The organism is Serratia sp. 121840015-1, assembly GCF_053627655.1.
In genome coordinates this window covers 573,660-592,326 of record NZ_JBSEYF010000002.1, presented here as the reverse complement: position 1 = coordinate 592,326, position 18,667 = coordinate 573,660, and the positions used below count along the sequence as shown (strand labels likewise).

Below are 18,667 nucleotides of genomic sequence, written 5' to 3'. Positions count from 1 at the left end.
CTTCAAGACTTGATATTTTTTTGCATCCGAAGATGCTGGATATCGTCTTGTGGAGTGCCCACACAGATTGTCTGATAAATTGTTAAAGAGCAGTGCCGAGAAACTCATCGGCGCGGGCTGCGTATATTACGCTTTTCGCCCTGAGAGTCAAGCGTTTATTTCGCTTTCTTCTCGCTGACCCGGCGGCTTGTCAGTCGTTGTTCCCGGTCAGTGGAGGCGCATTATAGGGAGTTCTCGGCGGGCCGCAACCCCTAAATGCAAAAAACTTTTCAAGCGTTCAAATAATCACCAAAAATGCCTTTTTAGGATGTTTATTAGTCAAAAAATACCGGTTTTAGCACAGTAATAGCGGCAAACCCTGTAAATAGGGACAAACGAAGATAAAGAAAAGGGAGCGGTCACCCGCTCCCTTTCATCTTTATTACGCTCGATTGCCGTTATTGACGTGCAACAATATGGTCGTTTTCCACATCCAGCGTGACCAGCTTGCCAGGGATCAGCTTGCCGGACAGTATTTGCTGCGCCAGCGGGTTCTCGATCTCCTGCTGAATAGCGCGTTTCAACGGACGCGCACCATACACAGGGTCGTAACCCGTTTTGCTCAACAGCGCCAGGGCCGGTTCGGTCATGGTCACTTCGTAACCGCGCTCTTCCAAACGCTTGTACAGACGCGACAGCTGAATCTTGGCAATTGCAGCAATGTGTTTCTCGCCCAGCGGATGGAACACCACCACTTCGTCGATACGGTTGATGAACTCCGGACGGAAGTGGTGACTCACCATCTCCATCACCGACTCTTTCATCTGCGCGTAGTTCATCTGACCGAAATGCTCCTGGATCAGATCTGAGCCCAGGTTGGACGTCATGATCACCACAGTATTGCGGAAATCGACGGTACGGCCTTGACCATCGGTCAGTCGGCCGTCATCCAACACCTGCAACAGAATATTGAATACGTCCGGGTGCGCTTTCTCGACTTCATCCAGCAGAATCACCGAATAAGGCCGGCGGCGCACGGCCTCCGTGAGGTAACCGCCCTCTTCATAGCCGACATAACCCGGAGGCGCGCCGACCAGACGAGAAACGGAGTGTTTCTCCATAAACTCGGACATGTCGATACGCACCATGGCGTCGTCGCTGTCGAACAGGAACGAAGCCAGCGCTTTGCAGAGCTCGGTTTTCCCAACCCCGGTCGGGCCGAGGAACAGGAACGAACCGATCGGCCGGTTAGGATCGGACAATCCGGCGCGGCTGCGGCGAATAGCATTCGAGACCGCGCTGACCGCTTCGTCCTGGCCGATAACCCGCGAATGCAGCTCTTGCTCCAGGCGCAGCAGTTTGTCACGCTCCCCTTCCAGCATTCTGGCAACCGGGATACCGGTCGCACGCGCCAGCACTTCAGCAATCTCCGCATCGGTCACCCGGTTGCGCAGCAGCTTCATGCTCTTGCCTTCGGCCTGCGTGGCGGCGGCGAGCTGTTTCTCCAGCTCAGGAATTTTGCCGTACTGCAGTTCCGACATCCGCCCCAGATCGCCGACGCGGCGCGCCTGCTCCAGGGTGATTTTGGCCTGCTCGAGTTCGGCCTTGATGTTCTGGGTGCCGGAGAGCGAGGCTTTTTCCGCTTTCCACTCTTCTTCCAGCTCCGAATATTCGCGCTCTTTCTGTCCCAGCTCGTCGCTGAGCATGTCCAGGCGTTTCTTGCTGGCGTCGTCAGACTCTTTATTTAACGCCTGTTGTTCCAGCTTCAACTGAATGATGCGGCGTTCAAGCCTGTCGAGCGATTCCGGCTTGGAATCCATCTGCATACGAATGCTGGACGCCGCTTCGTCGATCAGGTCGATAGCCTTGTCCGGCAATTGACGATCGGCGATATAACGGTGCGAAAGCGTTGCCGCAGCCACGATGGCCGGGTCGGTGATCTGCACGTGGTGGTGCAGTTCGTAACGTTCTTTCAAGCCGCGAAGGATAGCGATGGTGTCTTCCACGCTCGGCTCCGCCACATACACTTTCTGGAAACGACGTTCGAGCGCCGCATCCTTTTCTATATACTGACGGTACTCGTCGAGCGTAGTCGCGCCGACGCAGTGCAGCTCGCCGCGCGCCAGCGCTGGTTTGAGCATGTTGCCCGCATCCATCGCGCCATCCGCCTTACCGGCGCCAACCATGGTGTGCAGTTCGTCGATAAACAGGATAACGCTACCTTCCTGCTTGGCCAGATCGTTGAGCACGCCTTTCAGGCGCTCTTCAAACTCGCCGCGATACTTGGCGCCGGCGATCAAGGCGCCCATATCGAGGGACAATACGCGCTTGTGCTTCAGCCCTTCAGGCACTTCGCCGTTGATGATGCGCTGCGCCAGGCCTTCGACGATGGCGGTTTTACCCACGCCAGGCTCGCCGATCAGCACCGGGTTGTTTTTGGTACGGCGCTGTAGCACCTGGATGGTGCGGCGTATCTCTTCGTCACGGCCGATTACCGGGTCAAGTTTGCCCTGCTCGGCGCGTTCGGTCAGATCGATGGTGTATTTCTTCAATGCTTGCCGTTGGTCTTCGGCGCCTTGGTCTTCCACGCTGTCACCGCCTCTCATTTGTTCAATGGCTTTGCTGATTTTGTCGGCCGTTGCGCCGGCCGCTTTCAACAAGTCGGTCAACGAGCCGCGGTCTTCCAGCACCGCAAGCACAAACAGCTCGGAAGAAATGAATTTGTCCGCGCGCTTCTGCGCCAGCTTGTCGCACAGGTTCAAGACGCGCACCAGCTCGTGGGACGGTTGAACGTCGCCACCGGTGCCTTCTACCTGCGGTAAACGGGACAGCGCCTGTTCGATTTCGGTGCGCACGCGCCCGGCATCGATACCTGCGGAAGTTAATAGTGGACGAACCGTGCCCCCTTCCTGATTGAGCAGGGCGCTCATCAGATGTAGCGGTTCAATAAACTGGTTGTCGTGCCCAAGGGCTAGTGACTGGGCATCGGCGAGGGCAAGCTGGAATTTGTTGGTAAGACGATCCAGACGCATAACACCTCCAAGATGGGTCGAAATTGCTACTGGAGATTAAATGAGGTCATCCCTCAAATTTTCAAGGTTATCTCGACGCTAAATTTTCGGTACAACGCCATGCGTCGTTGGATCGTCCTAATTCAATAGGTTATATCAGCCAGATTAAACTTGCCAGACGTCCGGTTATTCCATCGCGTCGATAGGAGAAAAAATGACTCTTTTCGTTAACCGTGCAGCGGTCGCCGCCATAGATGGCCTGCACGCCTGCCCGCAACAAACGTTGGCGCGCCAGTAAGTAGATATTAGCCAAAAACTTATCGCCGTGCGGCATAAACGCCGCCGCGGCTTCGGCGTCTTCCGCGATAAAGGCGGCACGCACCTCCGGCCCGACTTCAAACTGCTGCGGGCCAATCGCCGGCCCCAGCCAGGCGCGGATCTGGCCCGGTGCGGCGCTGAACGCCGCCACGGTTTGTTCCAGCACGCCGTGGCACAACCCACGCCAGCCGGCATGGGCGGCGGCCACTTCATCGCCGTTCTGCGAGCAGAACAGCACCGGCAGACAATCCGCCGTCATCACGGCACACACCTGCCCCGGCACGTTGCTGTACACCGCATCCGCCCGCAGATCGGCGGGCGCTTGCCCCGTCAACGTCACCACGCGGGTGCCATGTACTTGCTCGAGCCATACAGGCATCTGCGGCAAGCCGGCGGCGGTAACCAACCGTTCCCGATTGCGCTTCACCGCTTGCTCCTCGTCACCGACGTGGGCGCCGAGGTTCAGCGAGTCATAAGGCGGCAGGCTGGTGCCGCCGCCGCGCGTGGTGCTGCAGGCCTTAACGCCGGAAGGCAACGGCCAGTCGGGCAGAATGAGCGAATTCATTACCAGTCCATCTGATCTTTGAATTCTTCGGTGTCCGCCTTCAGCGCGTTGATCAGATCGACCATGTCTTGCGGCAGCGGCGCATGCCACTCCATCTGGATACCGCTGATCGGATGATACAAACGCAGCATGGTGGCGTGCAGCGCCTGGCGGTCAAAGCCGCGCAGCGTGTTGATGAAGGCTTCCGAAGCGCCTTTCGGCGGACGTGGACGGCCGCCGTACAGCGGATCGCCCACCAGCGGATGGCTGATGTAAGCCATGTGTACGCGGATCTGGTGAGTACGGCCGGTTTCCAGGCGCAGACGCAGACGGGTGTGCGCACGGAAGTGTTCCATAATGCGGTAGTGCGTCACCGCCGGTTTACCCATCGGGTGCACCGCCATGTGGGTGCGCTTGGTGGAGTGACGCGCGATTGGCTCTTCTACCGTGCCGCCGGCGGTCATGGTGCCGATCGCCACCGCTTCGTATTCACGGGTAATTTCACGCGCCTGCAGCGCTTCCACCAGCCGGGTTTGCGCCGGCACGGTTTTCGCCACCACCATCAGACCGGTGGTGTCTTTATCCAGACGGTGTACGATGCCGGCACGCGGCACGTCGGCGATTTCCGGGTAATGATGCAGCAACGCATTGAGCACCGTGCCGTCCGGGTTACCGGCACCAGGGTGCACCACCAGATCGCGCGGTTTGTTGATCACCAGGATGTCGCTGTCTTCATAGACGATATCCAGCGCGATATCCTGCGGCTCCCAACGCGCCTCTTCTTCAATCTGTGCATCGATGGCGACGGTCTCTCCGCCCAGCACCTTCTCTTTCGGTTTGTTTGACGTTTTGCCATTGACCTTCACCCGATCGCCCAGGATCCACTCTTTTATGCGAGATCGTGAATAATCAGGGAACAATTCGGCCAAAGCCTGATCTAAACGTTGTCCGAGTTGAGATTCGGCCACCGTTGCGGTGAGTTGTACTTGTTGTGCCATATGCAGCTTCTTCGTTAACGTTGGGTTTTCACGGCGATGCCGTTTAATATAATGTGCTATTGTACCTGGTCTTTGTCGGGAGCTTAACGGACAGTCTCCCGGAATAACACCCTGAGGATAATCAAAACGTCATGACGCGTATGAAATATCTGGTGGCGGCAGCCACGTTGAGCCTGGCGCTGGCAGGTTGCTCCACATCCAAGGATGCGGTTCCCGACAACCCACCTTCGGAAATCTATGCTACCGCGCAGCAAAAACTGCAGGACGGTAACTTCAAGGGCGCGATTACGCAACTCGAAGCGTTAGATAACCGCTATCCTTTCGGGCCGTATTCCCAGCAGGTCCAGCTGGATTTGATTTACGCCTACTATAAGGCTGCCGACTTGCCGATGGCTCAGGCATCCATCGATCGCTTCATGCGTCTGAACCCGACGCACCCGAACATCGATTACGTGATGTACATGCGCGGCCTGACCGACATGGCGCTCGATGACAGCGCACTGCAGGGCTTCTTCGGGGTTGACCGTTCTGACCGCGATCCTCAGCACGCTCGCGCTGCGTTCCGCGACTTCAGCCAGTTGATTCAGCAATACCCGAACAGCCAATACGCGACCGACGCCAACAAGCGTTTGGTGTATCTGAAAGACCGCTTGGCCAAGTATGAGCTTTCGGTGGCGGAATACTACACTAAACGCGGTGCTTACGTCGCGGTCGTTAATCGCGCCGAGCAGATGTTGCGTGAATTCCCGGATACCAAAGCGACGCACGACGTGTTGCCGCTGATGGAAAATGCCTACAAGCAGCTGCAGCTGAACGGCCAGGCTGACAAAGTGGCCAAAGTGATCGCCGCCAACCCGCAATAACCGCGCGTCGGCAACGACAGAAAAACAAAACGGCAGCCTCGGCTGCCGTTTTCATTGGCGTGGACCGGTTTTTTACTGGAGAAATACACAAGTAAAAACACGGTGTTAGCTAGCGCCTCTCACCGGTCAACTCATCGATAATGCGCCATCCGGCGGCAACTCTCAAGCATTAGATAACCAATTCAGATGCTGAATCACAGATTGAACTAACTTTGCAAAAAGTGACAAAAAATCGTGATTTACATCACGCATTTAAACAAAAAGCGGGGTATGCTGGATTCACCAAGACGGAAAGACAGAGAGGTAAGTTATATGACATTGAACATTACCAGCAAACAAATGGATATCACTCCCGCAATCCGCAATCACGTCGAAGACCGTCTCACCAAACTGGAAAAATGGCAGACCCAGCTGATAAACCCACATATCGTCTTATCTAAAGAACCGCAGGGGTTTGTCGCCGACGCTACCATTACCACGCCTAACGGCCCGCTGGTCGCCAGCGCCAAACATGATGACATGTACACCGCCGTTAATGAGCTGATCGCCAAGCTGGAGCGCCAGCTGAACAAGGTGCAGCACAAAGGCGAAGCGCGCCGCTGCAATGCCAGCGTGAAAGACATCGTGCCGGAAGTCACGCAAGAGCAAGAATAACCGTCCGACAGCGATTGCCGCATCAAACGCGCCCGAGGGCGCGTTTTTTGTCGGGTATTTTTGTTGACGGGGTAAAGGCCAGCGGTTACTTTAAAACCTGATCGCATTAACCTTAGGTAGACCATGCCACGCACACCGTTTTTCTTCGCATTCTTTTTTACCTTCCCCTGACTGGGAGGCGTTTCGTCGTGTGAGAAAGAATGCGAAGACGAACAACAAGGCCTCCTGGAAACAGGGGGCTTTTTTTATGGCTATTTTACAACGAATAAGAACTGAAGGCGGAAGCTGATTATGACTGACAACCCGTTATTGGTGCTGCGCGAGCGCATCAGCGCACTGGACTTGAAACTGTTGGCCCTGCTGGCGGAACGCCGTGAGCTGGCGATCGAAGTCGGCAAGACCAAGCTGCACTCTCACCGCCCGATCCGCGATAAAGAACGCGAGCGCGACCTGCTGGACGCGCTGATCGCCGCCGCCAAACCTTACGACCTGGACGGCTTCTACGTCACCCGCCTGTTCCAACTGATCATTGAAGACTCCGTTCTGACCCAACAGGCGCTGCTGCAGCACCAGCTCAACCCCGTCAGCCAGCACTCCGCCCGCATCGCCTTCCTCGGCCCGAAAGGCTCTTATTCACATCTGGCGGCGCGTCAATACGCCGCCCGCCATTTCGATCAGCTGATCGAATGCGGCTGCCAGAAGTTTCAGGATATCTTCACCCAGGTGGAAACCGGCCAGGCGGACTACGCGATACTGCCGATCGAGAACACCAGCTCCGGCTCGATTAACGAGGTGTACGATCTGCTGCAACACACCAGTCTGTCGATCGTCGGCGAGCTGACTAACCCGATCAACCACTGCGTTCTGATTGCCGGCGACAGTGATTTGAGCCAGATTGAAACCGTCTACAGTCACCCGCAGCCGTTCCAGCAGTGCAGCCAGTTCCTGAACCGCTTCCCGCACTGGAAAATCGAATACACCGAAAGCACCGCCGCCGCGATGGAGAAAGTCGCCAAGCTGAATTCACCGAAGGTAGCGGCGCTGGGCAGCGAAGCCGGCGGCGCACTGTACGGGCTGCAGGTGCTGGAACACAACCTTGCCAACCAGCAGCAGAACATCACCCGCTTTATCGTCCTGGCGCGTAAAGCGATTGACGTCTCCGAACAGGTGCCGGCCAAAACCACGCTGATCATGGCGACCGGCCAGCAATCCGGCGCACTGGTCGAAGCGCTGCTGGTTCTGCGCGACAACGGCATCATCATGACCAAGCTGGAGTCACGCCCGATCAACGGCAATCCGTGGGAAGAGATGTTTTATATCGATGTGCAGGCCAATCTGCGTGCCGACGCGATGCAAAAAGCGCTGCGCGATCTGGCACCAATCACCCGCTCGCTGAAGGTACTGGGCTGTTACCCGAGCGACACCGTGGTGCCGGTCAACCCATCCTGAAACCATAAAAAAAGGGTTCGGCCAAGCCGAACCCCTTACCTTTACGTTTACCACCCGCGTTTTACTGCCGGCTGTCGTTAGCCTGCCGCAACAGCGTGCGGCTCTCCACCAGGAAGCGCTGGGCGTAATCGCCGAACCAGTGCTCCACCTTGCGGAAACTGTCGATAAACGCCTGTTTGTCGCCATGCTCCAACAACTTTATCGCCTCGCCGAAGCGCTGGTAGTAACGCTTAATCAGCGCCACATTTTCCTCCGACGACATGATGATGTCGGCGTACAGCTGCGGATCCTGCGCAAACAGGCGGCCAACCATCGCCAGCTCCAGCCGGTAGATCGGCGAGGAGAGCGCCAGCAGTTGCTCCAGTTGCACGTTCTCTTCCGCCAGGTGCAACCCGTAGGCGAAGGTGGCGAAGTGCCGCAGCGCCTGAATAAACGCCATGTTTTGATCGTGTTCGACCGCGCTGATGCGATGCAGCCGCGCCCCCCACACCTGCAGTTGTTCAAGCAACCACTGGTAAGCCTCCGGCCGGCGGCCATCGCAGTAGACCACTACCTGCTTCGCCACGCTGCCCACGTCCGGGCCGAACATCGGGTGCAGCCCCACCACTGGGCCGTTGTGCACCGCCAGCATCGCATGCAGCGGACGGTTCTTCACCGACGCCAAATCCACCAGAATACAGTCGTCGGGCAACGTTGGCAGGCGGCTTATCACCTGCTCTGTCACATGGATCGGCACGCTGACGATCACCATGCCGGCGTCGGCCAACAGCTGTTCCGCCTGTGGCCAATCTTCCTGATCCAATACCCTGACCTGATAACCCGACAGCGTCAGCAGACGGTTGAACAGCCGGCCCATCTGGCCGTTGCCGCCGATGATGACGATCGGCCGCAGCTGCGGGCACAGGGTTTTAAAGCCTTTATCGTTCTCGCTGACGTATGATTCGCGCATCACGCGGCGCAAGACGTCCTCGATCAAATCCGGCGGCACCCCGAGGTTTTCCGCCTCCTGACGGCGCGAGGCCAGCATCGCCGCCTCGCGCTCCGGCACATAAACCGGTAAACCGTGGCGGCTTTTCACCTCCCCCACTTCCGCTACCAGATGCAGGCGTTTTGCCAGCAGATCCAGCAACGCTTTGTCCACCTCGTCGATTTGATCGCGCAGCGCGGTCAGTTCTGCCACCATAACTTACTTTTCTCCCGTGCGTGCCGTCAGCGCAGCGCCGAGTTCCTGATGCATATGACGCAGCAGCGTTTCCGTGCTCTCCCAGTCGATGCAGGCGTCGGTGACGGACACACCGTAACGCATGTCTGCACGCGGCTGTTCGGAAGACTGATTGCCCTCATGCAGATGGCTCTCCAGCATAATGCCGGTGATCGAACGGTTGCCCGCTTTGATCTGCTCCACCACGGACTCGGCCACCGCCGGCTGACGGCGATAGTCTTTATTCGAGTTGCCATGGCTGCAATCTATCATCAAGGACGGATGGAGTCCCGCCTCGAGCATCTGTTTTTCACAGGCCGCAACGTGCTCGGCGCTGTAGTTCGGGGTTTTGCCGCCGCGCAGGATCACGTGCCCGTCCGGGTTGCCCTGCGTCTGCAGCAGGCAAACCTGGCCCGCCTGGTTGATGCCGACGAAGCGGTGTGGCATAGCGGCGGCGCGCATGGCGTTGATGGCGGTGCCCAGACTGCCGTCGGTGCCGTTTTTGAACCCGACCGGCATCGACAGGCCGGAAGCCATTTCGCGGTGGGTCTGCGATTCGGTGGTGCGCGCGCCGATCGCCGACCAGCTGAACAAGTCCCCCAGGTACTGCGGGCTGTTCGGATCCAACGCTTCGGTAGCCAACGGCAAGCCCATGCCCACCAGATCCAGCAACAGGCGACGCGCGATGTGCAAGCCTGCTTCAACGTCAAACGAACCGTCCATGTACGGATCGTTGATCAAACCTTTCCAGCCGACAGTGGTTCTGGGTTTTTCAAAATAGACGCGCATAACGATATACAGCTGATCGCTCAAGTCAGCCGCCAGGGTTTTCAAACGACGGGCGTAGTCCAGCGCCGCATCCGGATCGTGGATCGAACAAGGCCCGCACACCACCAACAGGCGATGATCGCGCCCCTGCAAAATGTTGGCGATGGTGTTGCGCGCGGTGGCGATTTCATTTTCGTCGTCGGCGCTAAGCGGGAACTGGTTCTTCAGCTCCTCCGGCGTGATGAGAACCTGTTCTGCACTGATGTGTACGTTATTGAGCGCGTCTTTTTGCATGATGCTATTCCTGTCGTTTGGCGTTATGCGTTGAAATGGAACATTGAGCGTTTCAGGGCTCTACCTTATCACGCGATGTAAAGATTTCAATCCAATTTCCGTAAATAAAAAATTACCGTGCTTTTGCTTATAAAAAAACATGTATAAAAACATCAATGAAATACAATTAAATTCATTTAAATCAAAAATATAATCAAATCACAGAATCATCAAAACGCGCCTGGGCACCCTGCGAACCAAACCCCCAAAACGTAAACATATTTGTACAATTAGTTTTACAGGGAAGATACACCGCCCGTCTCGGCGCCCACGAACGGACAGTAGCGGATACCGTCAGACTCAGCACGAAATGCCGCCGAAAGCGATGAATTTAAGTAGAAGAAAAGCGAATAAATGAGGAATAAAAATTAAAAACTTAAGCTAATGGCGGCTATTTTTGTCGCCGAAGTGAACCGATATAATGTGACCGTCATCAACAATAACCACCCTTAACAACTGGATCCAAGATGCTCTCTTCTCGCGCTCGTCGCGCTTTTCCGCTGTATATTTGCTGCTTAACGACTTTCACCAGTGTTTCAGCCCTTGCCGACAATACGCTTTTCACCGCGATGGACGATCCGGCCACCGCCAAGAAACCGTTCGAAGGCAACGTGCAGGCGGGCTACAACGCCCAGTCCGGCAACTCGCAAAGCTCCACCCTGTTGGCCAACACCAATATGACCTGGTTCAATACCGACGCGGCATATAGCCTGTGGGGGGCGGCCAACAACACCACCTCCTCCAACGTGCGCTCGTCCGAAAAGTACCAGGCCGGTGGCCGTACGCGCTATAACCTGACCGATCGCAACTACCTGTTCGGCCAGGCCAGCTGGCTGAGCGACCGTTTCAACGGTTATGACTCGCGCTCCACGCTGACCGGCGGTTACGGCCGCCAACTCCTCAACGGGCCGCTCAGCGATCTGCGGGTGGAATTTGGTCCCGGCGTACGCCATGACGAATACCACGGCGGCGGCCGCTCGACCAAAGGGCTGGCCTACGGTGCGGCCAACTATTCCTATCAGCTGACCGACAACACCAAGTTCATTCAGGGCGTTTCCGCGCTGGCGAACGAGGAAACCACGCTGAACTCGGAAAGCGCGTTGAACGTGGCGATCAACGATCGCTTCTCACTGCGCGTGGCCTACACCGTGACCTACAACAGCAAACCGCCGGCCTCCGCACCGAAAAACACCGATACCACCACCTCGGTCACGCTGGTCTACGGCCTGTAACCTCCCCCGCCCAGAATCTCTCGAAGCCCATCATCGATGGGCTTTTTTTATACCCGCCGCTCTCTCTTGCACAATCTGCTAAAAATATTCATCTCGCCCATTGACGACTTTAGCAAATAGCTTAATACTGTATGCATATACAGTAATTATTATACAGCCTCGTGGCATGATGGATTTCGATAGCGAGTGGCCAACAACGCATCGATAACCCCCAGCTCCGAGAGACTGTAAACAAAGTGAGCATAAGCTATGGAGAAAATCACCTCATTCATCACCTACGCCATGGCGCTGTTTCTCGCCTGGCTCGGCAGGCTCTCTCCGCAGGACATTGCCTTTTTAGTCGGTGCGGCGGTAGGAATCGGCACGTTTCTGGTGAACTGGTACTACCGACGTAAAAGCCTGCAGATCTTGAAGGCTATTGAGCGCAATGCGGCATCACGGAGGAAAATTTACGATGAGTGCAATCGTTAAGCGCTGCAGCGTCGCCGCCGTTTTGGCCATCGCCGTGCTGTTACCGTCATTTGGCGAGCTGCAAACCTCAGAAGCCGGCCTCAGGCTGATCGCCGATCTCGAAGGTTGCCGCCTGTCGCCTTACCAGTGCAGCGCCGGAGTGTGGACACAGGGCATTGGACACACCGCCGGCGTCATCCCGGGCCAGGCTATCGATGAGCGGCAAGCCGCTGTGGATTTGGTAGACGATGTTCGCCGCACCGAGCGTGGCATGGCCGCCTGCCTGCCGCAAACGCTCCCACAAGAAACCTATGACGCGGTGATCGCCTTCGCCTTCAACGTGGGCATCAGCGCCGCCTGCCACTCCACGCTGGTCACGCTGCTGCAACAGCGCCAGTGGCAACAGGCTTGCGATCAGTTGCCACGTTGGGTTTACGTAAACGGAAAGAAAAACAAGGGGCTGGAACAGCGACGCGCCACGGAACGCGCACTGTGCTTGCAAGGCATTGCCTCATCATGACGGGCTCGCTCGCCTAAGTGGTGATGCCACAACAATTTCACTTAATTTGTTCAAGGGGGGTTCTTATGATGCACTGTCCACTATGCGGTCACGTGGCCCACACTCGCTCCAGTCGCTATCTGAGCGAATCGACCAAAGAGCGTTACCATCAATGCCGCAACATCAACTGCAGCTGCACGTTCGCCACGCACGAATCCGTTGCACGGGTGATCGTCAAGCCCGGCGATGACATTGTCCCGGCGCAGCCGCACCCGCCGGAGAATCAGCATAAACAAAGCGCCGCCGCGCTGTAATGCAAAAAGCCTGCTGATGCAGGCTTTTTAATGTCGCTACAACGTGGCCAAATCTCGCAAATGCAACGCAGCTGGATTTTCAGATAAAAAAAGGGGCTGGCATAGGCCAACCCCTGATAACTATTAACTTTTGGATGCAGCGTTAGTTAACGCGGTTCAGACGCTCTTTGATACGAGCAGCCTTACCAGTACGTTCACGCAGGTAGTACAGTTTAGCTTTACGAACGGCACCACGACGTTTAACAGTAATGCTGTCGATTACTGGGGAGTGAGTCTGGAATACGCGCTCAACACCTTCGCCGTTGGAAATCTTACGAACAGTGAATGCAGAGTGCAGACCGCGGTTACGGATAGCGATAACCACGCCCTCGAATGCCTGCAGACGTTTTTTGCTACCTTCAACGACCCATACCTTCACTTCCACGGAATCACCCGGACGGAATGCAGGTACGTCTTGTTTCATCTGCTCTTGTTCAAGTTGCTTAATAATGTTGCTCATAATATGTCTCTTACCCTAGGTAAACTGATATATCGGTCCCGTCTGATGTCAGACGTTTCCTTCATAGTCCTGTTGCCTGGCCTGATGTTCCCGTTGGAACTCAGCCAGCAACACCGCTTGCTCGTCAGTCAGAGCTAGGCTTTCTAGAAGTTCAGGTCTTCTAAGCCAGGTTCGGCCCAGCGACTGCTTTAAGCGCCAGCGACGTATCTCGGCATGGTTGCCCGACAGTAGAACCGGCGGTACTTCCATCCCTTCCAACACCTCTGGGCGGGTATAGTGCGGACAGTCCAGCAATCCGTCGGCGAAGGAGTCTTCCTCCGCTGAGGCCTGATGGCCCAGCACACCCGGTATGAAACGGGCGACTGAATCAATCAGGGTCATCGCCGGCAGTTCCCCGCCGCTGAGAACGTAATCGCCGATTGACCACTCTTCGTCAATTTCGGTTTGGATTACGCGCTCGTCTATCCCTTCGTAACGGCCGCACACCAGAATCATCTTCTGATTGGCCGCCAGTTCGCACACGCCGGTTTGATCCAGCTTGCGCCCCTGAGGTGACAGATAAATCACCTTTGCTCCCTCGCCTGCCGCTGCTTTCGCCGCATGAATGGCTTCCCGTAAAGGTTGCACCATCATCAGCATTCCCGGGCCGCCGCCATAAGGGCGATCGTCCACGGTGCGATGCCGGTCGTAGGTGAAGTCGCGAGGACTCCAACACTGCACGCTCAGCAGGCCATTTTTTACTGCCCGGCCAGTCACCCCGTAATCGGTGATAGCGCGGAACATCTCAGGAAACAGGCTTACAATACCGATGAACACAAGCCAATCCCCTTACCGTTATTCCACTTGCTTCGACCGTTTGATCCGGGGGTCAAAAACCAGGATCCCAATCTGCCTCAATCACGCGGGCAGTGAGATCGACTTTCTTGATAACCTGCCCATGAAGAAACGGAATCAACCGCTCCTTCATGCCGAACGCATCTTTCAGGTTCGCTTTCACAACCATCACATCGTTCGAGCCGGTTTCCATCATATCGATGACTTTACCCAGCTCGTAGCCGGCGGTGGTGACTACCTGGCAGCCCATCAGGTCTTTCCAGTAGTAATCGTCACCCTCCAGCGGAGGAAGTTGCTCAGAATCCACCATAATCTCGCGATTAGTCAGCAGATTCGCCGCGTCCCGATCGTCAATGCCTTTGACCTTGATGATCAGATCCTGACTGTGGCGCTTCCAGTCTTCCAACTCGATATGCTGCCACTGACCCGCCTGCTGGATAAACCACGGCTGATAGTCAAAAATGCTTTCGGCGTTCTCGGTGGATGAAAACACTCTGAGCCAACCACGAATGCCGTAAGCGGACCCCATTTTACCGAGTACAATCGGCTGCTTAGGCGCTACCGGTTTGAGTTGCTTGCTCATTGCCACCACCGCGACAGATTAAGCTGCTTTCTTAGCGTCTTTGATCAGCGCGTGAACGCGATCAGAAACGGTTGCACCCAGACCAACCCAGTGCTCGATGCGGTCCAGGTCCAGACGCAGTGCTTCAGCCTGACCGGAAGCGATCGGGTTGAAGAAGCCTACGCGCTCGATGAAACGACCATCACGAGCGTTGCGGCTGTCGGTCACTACTACTTGATAGAACGGACGCTTTTTAGCGCCGCCACGTGCCAAACGAATTGTTACCATAACATCCTCTTTAGTTAATAAAACAGCCGGGCCCCATTGAGGGACGGGGCCCGGTTGCAATATAAAAAGCCCGAAAATTTTACTCATTTTGGCGCAAAAAGCAATCTAAAGCGTCGATCGCAGGGGACAACTTTTGCTGCCTGTCAAATTTCGGGCGGTTTTCACCGCGAACGGCGAATGCTGAAAGCGCCCACACTCGGCGTGCGGAGGCCCATCAGCGGCCTGGGAAGCCCGGCGGCATCATACCTTTCATGCCGCGCATCATCTTCGCCATACCGCCTTTCTTCATCTTCTTCATCATACGTTGCATTTCGTCGAACTGCTTCAGCAAGCGGTTGACGTCCTGCACCTGCATGCCGGCCCCCATCGCGATGCGGCGCTTGCGCGAGCCCTTGATGATTTCCGGTTTGGCGCGCTCTTTCAGCGTCATCGAGTTGATGATCGCCTCCATGCGCACCAGCACTTTATCGTCCATCTGCGACTTGACGTTGTCCGGCAGCTGGCCGGCGCCCGGCAGCTTGCTCAGCATGTTGGCCATGCCGCCCATGTTGCGCATCTGCTTGAGCTGCTCCAGGAAGTCGGTCAGATCGAAACCGTCACCCTTCTTCAGCTTGTTGGCCAACTTCTCCGCCTGCTCGCGGTCGACCTTGCTTTCGATATCTTCGATCAGCGACAGCACGTCGCCCATGCCCAGGATGCGCGATGCCACGCGATCCGGGTAGAACGGCTCCAGCGCTTCGGTCTTCTCGCCCACGCCGAGGAATTTGATCGGCTTGCCGGTGATATGACGGATGGACAGCGCGGCACCGCCGCGCGCGTCGCCGTCGACCTTGGTCAGCACCACGCCGGTCAGCGGCAGCGCTTCGTTAAACGCCTTGGCGGTATTGGCGGCGTCCTGGCCGGTCATGGCGTCGACCACGAACAGGGTTTCCACCGGCTTGATCGCCGCGTGCACCTGTTTGATCTCGTCCATCATCGCTTCGTCAACGTGCAAACGGCCGGCGGTATCGACGATCAGTACGTCGTAGAACTTCAGCTTGGCCTGTTGCAGCGCGCGATTGACGATGTCGATCGGTTTTTCTTTGACGTCAGACGGGAAGAAATCGATGCCGACGCCTTCCGCCAGCGTTTCCAGCTGTTTGATCGCCGCCGGGCGATAAACGTCCGCGGAAACCACCAACACTTTCTTCTTCTGTTTTTCTTTCAGGAATTTGCCGAGTTTACCGACGCTGGTGGTTTTACCGGCACCCTGCAAGCCCGCCATCAGCACCACCGCCGGCGGCTGGGCCGCCAGATTCAGCTCGGTGTTGACTTCGCCCATCGCGGCGATCAGCTCGCCCTTGACGATCTTGACGAACTCCTGCCCCGGCGTCAGGCTCTTGTTGACTTCATGGCCGACCGCGCTCTCTTTGACGCGGTTGATGAAGTCGCGCACCACCGGCAGCGCAACGTCCGCTTCCAGCAATGCCATGCGCACTTCACGCAGGGTTTCCTTGATATTCTCTTCGGTCAGCCGCCCGCGGCCGCTGATATTGCGCAACGTGCGCGACAGTCGATCGGTTAAATTTTCAAACATCGTCTCATGCTCAACGTGTAATGACAGGCCGCTCCGGCGACACAATTGCGCCGATGATAACACGAAGCGCGGCGGATCTCTGCCTCAGCGTTGGAGATAGGTTGGAGTGAAACGCGCGCAACGTTATACTGACACTCCAATTAACCACGCCGAAGCAAAATTAAACGCTATGCCAGTTTTCTCCATTGTGGCTTTGATGGCCTACCTGCTCAGCCTTGGACTGATCATTCCCAGCTTGTTGCGGAAGAACAGCGCATACCGTCGGCTTGCCCTCGTCTCGGCGGTGGTGGCGCTGATTTGCCATGCCATCGCGCTGCAGCAGCGCATCTTTGACGTCAGCGCCGGGCAGAATCTCAGCCTGCTGAACATTGGCTCCATCGTCAGCCTGATCATCTGCTCGGTGATGACCTTCGTCGCCTCGCGCGACCGCGGCTGGTTCCTGCTGCCGATCGTCTACAGCTTCGCGATGATCAACCTGGCCTTCGCCAGCTTCATGCCCGGCGAATTCATCACTCACCTGGAAGCCAGCCCGGAACTGATGGTGCATATCGGCCTGGCGCTGTTCTCTTACGCTACCCTGATCATCGCCGCGCTCTACGCCTTGCAGCTCGCTTGGCTCGATTACCTTCTGAAAAACAAGAAGTTGACCTTTAGCGCCGACATGCCGCCGCTGATGAGCATCGAGCGCAAGATGTTCCATATCACCCAGATCGGCGTGGTGCTGCTGACGCTCACCCTGTGCACCGGCTTGCTGTACATGGATAATCTGTTCAGCAAAGAGAACGTGCATAAAGCCGTGCTGTCGATCATGGCCTGGTTCGTGTATATCGTGCTGTTGTGGGGCCATTACCATGAAGGCTGGCGCGGCCGCCGCGTCGTCTGGTTCAGCTTCGCCGGCGCCTTCCTGCTGACGCTCGCCTACTTCGGCAGCCGTCTGATTCAGCAGGTGATGGTGCGCTAAGCCAGCCCGGTTCAATTCTCCCTCTCTATAAGGAATACTGCATTGGAGCATGTGTCGACGGGGACCCTCATCATTATCCTGGTGATCATGATCGTGGTCTCCGCTTACTTCTCCGCTTCCGAAACCGGCATGATGACGCTCAACCGTTATCGCCTGCGTCACCTGTCCAAACAGGGCAACCGCTCGGCGCGTCGGGTGGAGAAGCTGCTGCAAAAACCGGATCGACTGATCGGCCTGGTGCTGATCGGCAACAACCTGGTCAACATCCTCGCCTCGGCGCTGGCGACCATCGTCGGCATGCGGCTGTATGGCGATCTCGGCGTGGCGATCGCGACCGGCATACTGACCTTCGCCGTGCTGCTGTTCGCCGAAGTGCTGCCAAAGACCTTCGCCGCCCTCTATCCGGAACGTATTGCCTTCCCCAGCAGCGTCCTGCTGGCCCCATTGCAAAAGGTGATGTTCCCGCTGGTCTGGCTGCTCAACGGCATCACCAGCCTGACCTTGCGCCTGTTCGGCATCCGCACCAACGTGCGCATCAGCGACGCCGTCAGCAAGGATGAGCTGCGCACTATCGTGCGCGAATCCCAGTCGCAAATCTCCCGACGCAACCAGGACATGCTGATTTCGGTGCTGGATCTGGAAAAGGTGACGGTTAACGACATCATGGTGCCGCGCACCGAGATCGTCGGCATCGACGTCAACGACGACTGGAAGTCGATCATGCGCCAGCTGACCCACTCGCCGCACGGCCGCATCGTGCTGTATCGCAGCTCGCTGGACGACGCGATCGGCATGCTGCGCGTGCGCGAAGCCTACCGCCTGATGACCGAGAAAAAAGAGTTCAACAAAGAGAACCTGCTGCGCGCCGCCGATGAAATCTACTTCGTGCCGGAAGGCACGCCGCTGAACGTTCAGCTGGTGAAGTTCCAGCGTAACAAAGAGAAGGTCGGCATCGTGGTCGACGAGTACGGCGACATTCAGGGCCTGGTCACGGTAGAAGACATTCTCGAAGAGATCGTCGGCGACTTCACCACCTCGATGTCACCAACGTTGGCGGAAGAGGTCACGCCGCAGAGCGATGGCTCGGTCTTGATCGACGGTACCGCCAACGTGCGCGAGCTGAACAAGGCCTTCAACTGGACCCTGCCGGCCAGCGAGGCTCGCACCGTCAACGGTATGCTGCTCGAAGAGCTGGAAGAGATCCCTGAAACCGGCACCCGGGTGCGTATCGGCCACTACGATATCGACATTCTCGACGTGCAGGGCAACATGATCAAACAGGTGCGGGTCACGCCGATCACCTCGCTGCAATCCAGCGTCGGCCACCACTGACC

At 56.8% G+C, this 18,667-nt stretch carries 20 protein-coding genes and 1 other annotated feature; of the genes, 10 read left to right on the top strand and 10 right to left on the bottom strand.

Going from position 1 to position 18,667, the window contains the following annotated elements:
* Nucleotides 1-437 precede the first annotated feature (437 nt).
* The 3 genes from clpB to rluD form a co-directional block, all read right to left on the bottom strand.
* Nucleotides 438-3,011, bottom strand: a complete 2,574-nt coding sequence (gene clpB / locus ACUXAC_RS16230) for an ATP-dependent chaperone ClpB (protein ID WP_025301647.1) — start codon at nucleotides 3,009-3,011, stop codon at nucleotides 438-440.
* A gap of 130 nt (nucleotides 3,012-3,141) precedes the next feature.
* Complete coding sequence (gene yfiH, locus ACUXAC_RS16225; protein WP_070914976.1) at nucleotides 3,142-3,873, bottom strand: purine nucleoside phosphorylase YfiH; 732 nt, start codon at nucleotides 3,871-3,873, stop codon at nucleotides 3,142-3,144.
* On the bottom strand, nucleotides 3,873-4,850 hold the full coding sequence (gene rluD / locus ACUXAC_RS16220) for a 23S rRNA pseudouridine(1911/1915/1917) synthase RluD (RefSeq protein ID WP_004932452.1): 978 nt from the start codon (nucleotides 4,848-4,850) through the stop codon (nucleotides 3,873-3,875). The genes yfiH and rluD overlap by 1 nt, the downstream gene beginning before the upstream one ends.
* A 131-nt stretch (nucleotides 4,851-4,981) precedes the next feature.
* Here rluD and bamD point away from each other — a divergent pair, with 131 nt between their 5' ends.
* From bamD to pheA, 4 genes are all read left to right on the top strand, one after another.
* Nucleotides 4,982-5,713, top strand: coding sequence for an outer membrane protein assembly factor BamD (gene bamD, locus ACUXAC_RS16215; protein ID WP_004932456.1), 732 nt, complete (start codon nucleotides 4,982-4,984; stop codon nucleotides 5,711-5,713).
* A gap of 312 nt (nucleotides 5,714-6,025) precedes the next feature.
* Entirely contained in the window at nucleotides 6,026-6,367 is a 342-nt protein-coding gene (gene raiA, locus ACUXAC_RS16210) for a ribosome-associated translation inhibitor RaiA (protein ID WP_004932457.1), read from the top strand.
* Between the two features lie 122 nt (nucleotides 6,368-6,489).
* Nucleotides 6,490-6,616: a sequence feature (Phe leader region), on the top strand.
* Nucleotides 6,491-6,538, top strand: coding sequence for a hypothetical protein (locus tag ACUXAC_RS16205; protein ID WP_101428074.1), 48 nt, complete (start codon nucleotides 6,491-6,493; stop codon nucleotides 6,536-6,538). Its footprint overlaps the feature before it by 48 nt.
* A gap of 42 nt (nucleotides 6,617-6,658) precedes the next feature.
* Nucleotides 6,659-7,816 (top strand): bifunctional chorismate mutase/prephenate dehydratase, encoded by a 1,158-nt coding sequence (gene pheA / locus ACUXAC_RS16200; RefSeq protein WP_060425327.1) that lies wholly within the window; start codon nucleotides 6,659-6,661, stop codon nucleotides 7,814-7,816.
* 61 nt (nucleotides 7,817-7,877) lie between these two features.
* On the opposite strand, the gene tyrA is transcribed toward pheA, so the two are convergent.
* On the bottom strand, nucleotides 7,878-8,999 hold the full coding sequence (tyrA, locus tag ACUXAC_RS16195; RefSeq protein ID WP_049273621.1) for a bifunctional chorismate mutase/prephenate dehydrogenase: 1,122 nt from the start codon (nucleotides 8,997-8,999) through the stop codon (nucleotides 7,878-7,880).
* A gap of 3 nt (nucleotides 9,000-9,002) precedes the next feature.
* Nucleotides 9,003-10,079 (bottom strand): 3-deoxy-7-phosphoheptulonate synthase, encoded by a 1,077-nt coding sequence (locus ACUXAC_RS16190; protein ID WP_038871801.1) that lies wholly within the window; start codon nucleotides 10,077-10,079, stop codon nucleotides 9,003-9,005.
* Nucleotides 10,080-10,585: 506 nt separating this feature from the next.
* On the opposite strand from ACUXAC_RS16190, the gene ACUXAC_RS16185 reads away from it, so the two are divergent.
* From ACUXAC_RS16185 to ACUXAC_RS16170, 4 genes are all read left to right on the top strand, one after another.
* Complete coding sequence (locus ACUXAC_RS16185) at nucleotides 10,586-11,350, top strand: DUF481 domain-containing protein (protein WP_047728881.1); 765 nt, start codon at nucleotides 10,586-10,588, stop codon at nucleotides 11,348-11,350.
* Between the two features lie 249 nt (nucleotides 11,351-11,599).
* Nucleotides 11,600-11,821, top strand: a complete 222-nt coding sequence (locus tag ACUXAC_RS16180; protein ID WP_038871804.1) for an HP1 family phage holin — start codon at nucleotides 11,600-11,602, stop codon at nucleotides 11,819-11,821.
* On the top strand, nucleotides 11,805-12,320 hold the full coding sequence (locus tag ACUXAC_RS16175; RefSeq protein ID WP_038871806.1) for a lysozyme: 516 nt from the start codon (nucleotides 11,805-11,807) through the stop codon (nucleotides 12,318-12,320). The genes ACUXAC_RS16180 and ACUXAC_RS16175 overlap by 17 nt, the downstream gene beginning before the upstream one ends.
* Nucleotides 12,321-12,385: 65 nt before the next feature.
* Nucleotides 12,386-12,613 (top strand): ogr/Delta-like zinc finger family protein, encoded by a 228-nt coding sequence (locus ACUXAC_RS16170; RefSeq protein WP_016929021.1) that lies wholly within the window; start codon nucleotides 12,386-12,388, stop codon nucleotides 12,611-12,613.
* Nucleotides 12,614-12,755: 142 nt separating this feature from the next.
* On the opposite strand, the gene rplS is transcribed toward ACUXAC_RS16170, so the two are convergent.
* From rplS to ffh, 5 genes are all read right to left on the bottom strand, one after another.
* Entirely contained in the window at nucleotides 12,756-13,112 is a 357-nt protein-coding gene (rplS, locus tag ACUXAC_RS16165; protein ID WP_015376707.1) for a 50S ribosomal protein L19, read from the bottom strand.
* 48 nt (nucleotides 13,113-13,160) lie between these two features.
* Nucleotides 13,161-13,928 (bottom strand): tRNA (guanosine(37)-N1)-methyltransferase TrmD, encoded by a 768-nt coding sequence (trmD, locus tag ACUXAC_RS16160; protein WP_004932485.1) that lies wholly within the window; start codon nucleotides 13,926-13,928, stop codon nucleotides 13,161-13,163.
* A gap of 52 nt (nucleotides 13,929-13,980) precedes the next feature.
* Complete coding sequence (rimM, locus tag ACUXAC_RS16155) at nucleotides 13,981-14,529, bottom strand: ribosome maturation factor RimM (RefSeq protein ID WP_019455135.1); 549 nt, start codon at nucleotides 14,527-14,529, stop codon at nucleotides 13,981-13,983.
* An 18-nt stretch (nucleotides 14,530-14,547) separates the two neighbouring features.
* Nucleotides 14,548-14,796 (bottom strand): 30S ribosomal protein S16, encoded by a 249-nt coding sequence (gene rpsP / locus ACUXAC_RS16150; protein WP_004932501.1) that lies wholly within the window; start codon nucleotides 14,794-14,796, stop codon nucleotides 14,548-14,550.
* Between the two features lie 214 nt (nucleotides 14,797-15,010).
* Nucleotides 15,011-16,372 carry a signal recognition particle protein gene (ffh, locus tag ACUXAC_RS16145; protein ID WP_004932504.1) on the bottom strand — a complete coding sequence of 454 codons (1,362 nt, stop codon included), beginning with the start codon at nucleotides 16,370-16,372 and terminating at the stop codon, nucleotides 15,011-15,013.
* Nucleotides 16,373-16,541: 169 nt separating this feature from the next.
* Between ffh and ACUXAC_RS16140 the strand changes: the two genes are divergently transcribed.
* A complete protein-coding gene (locus ACUXAC_RS16140) occupies nucleotides 16,542-17,333 on the top strand; it encodes a cytochrome C assembly family protein (protein WP_004932506.1) in 792 nt (263 codons plus the stop codon).
* A gap of 42 nt (nucleotides 17,334-17,375) precedes the next feature.
* Entirely contained in the window at nucleotides 17,376-18,665 is a 1,290-nt protein-coding gene (locus tag ACUXAC_RS16135) for an HlyC/CorC family transporter (protein ID WP_038871814.1), read from the top strand.
* Nucleotides 18,666-18,667 lie beyond the last annotated feature (2 nt).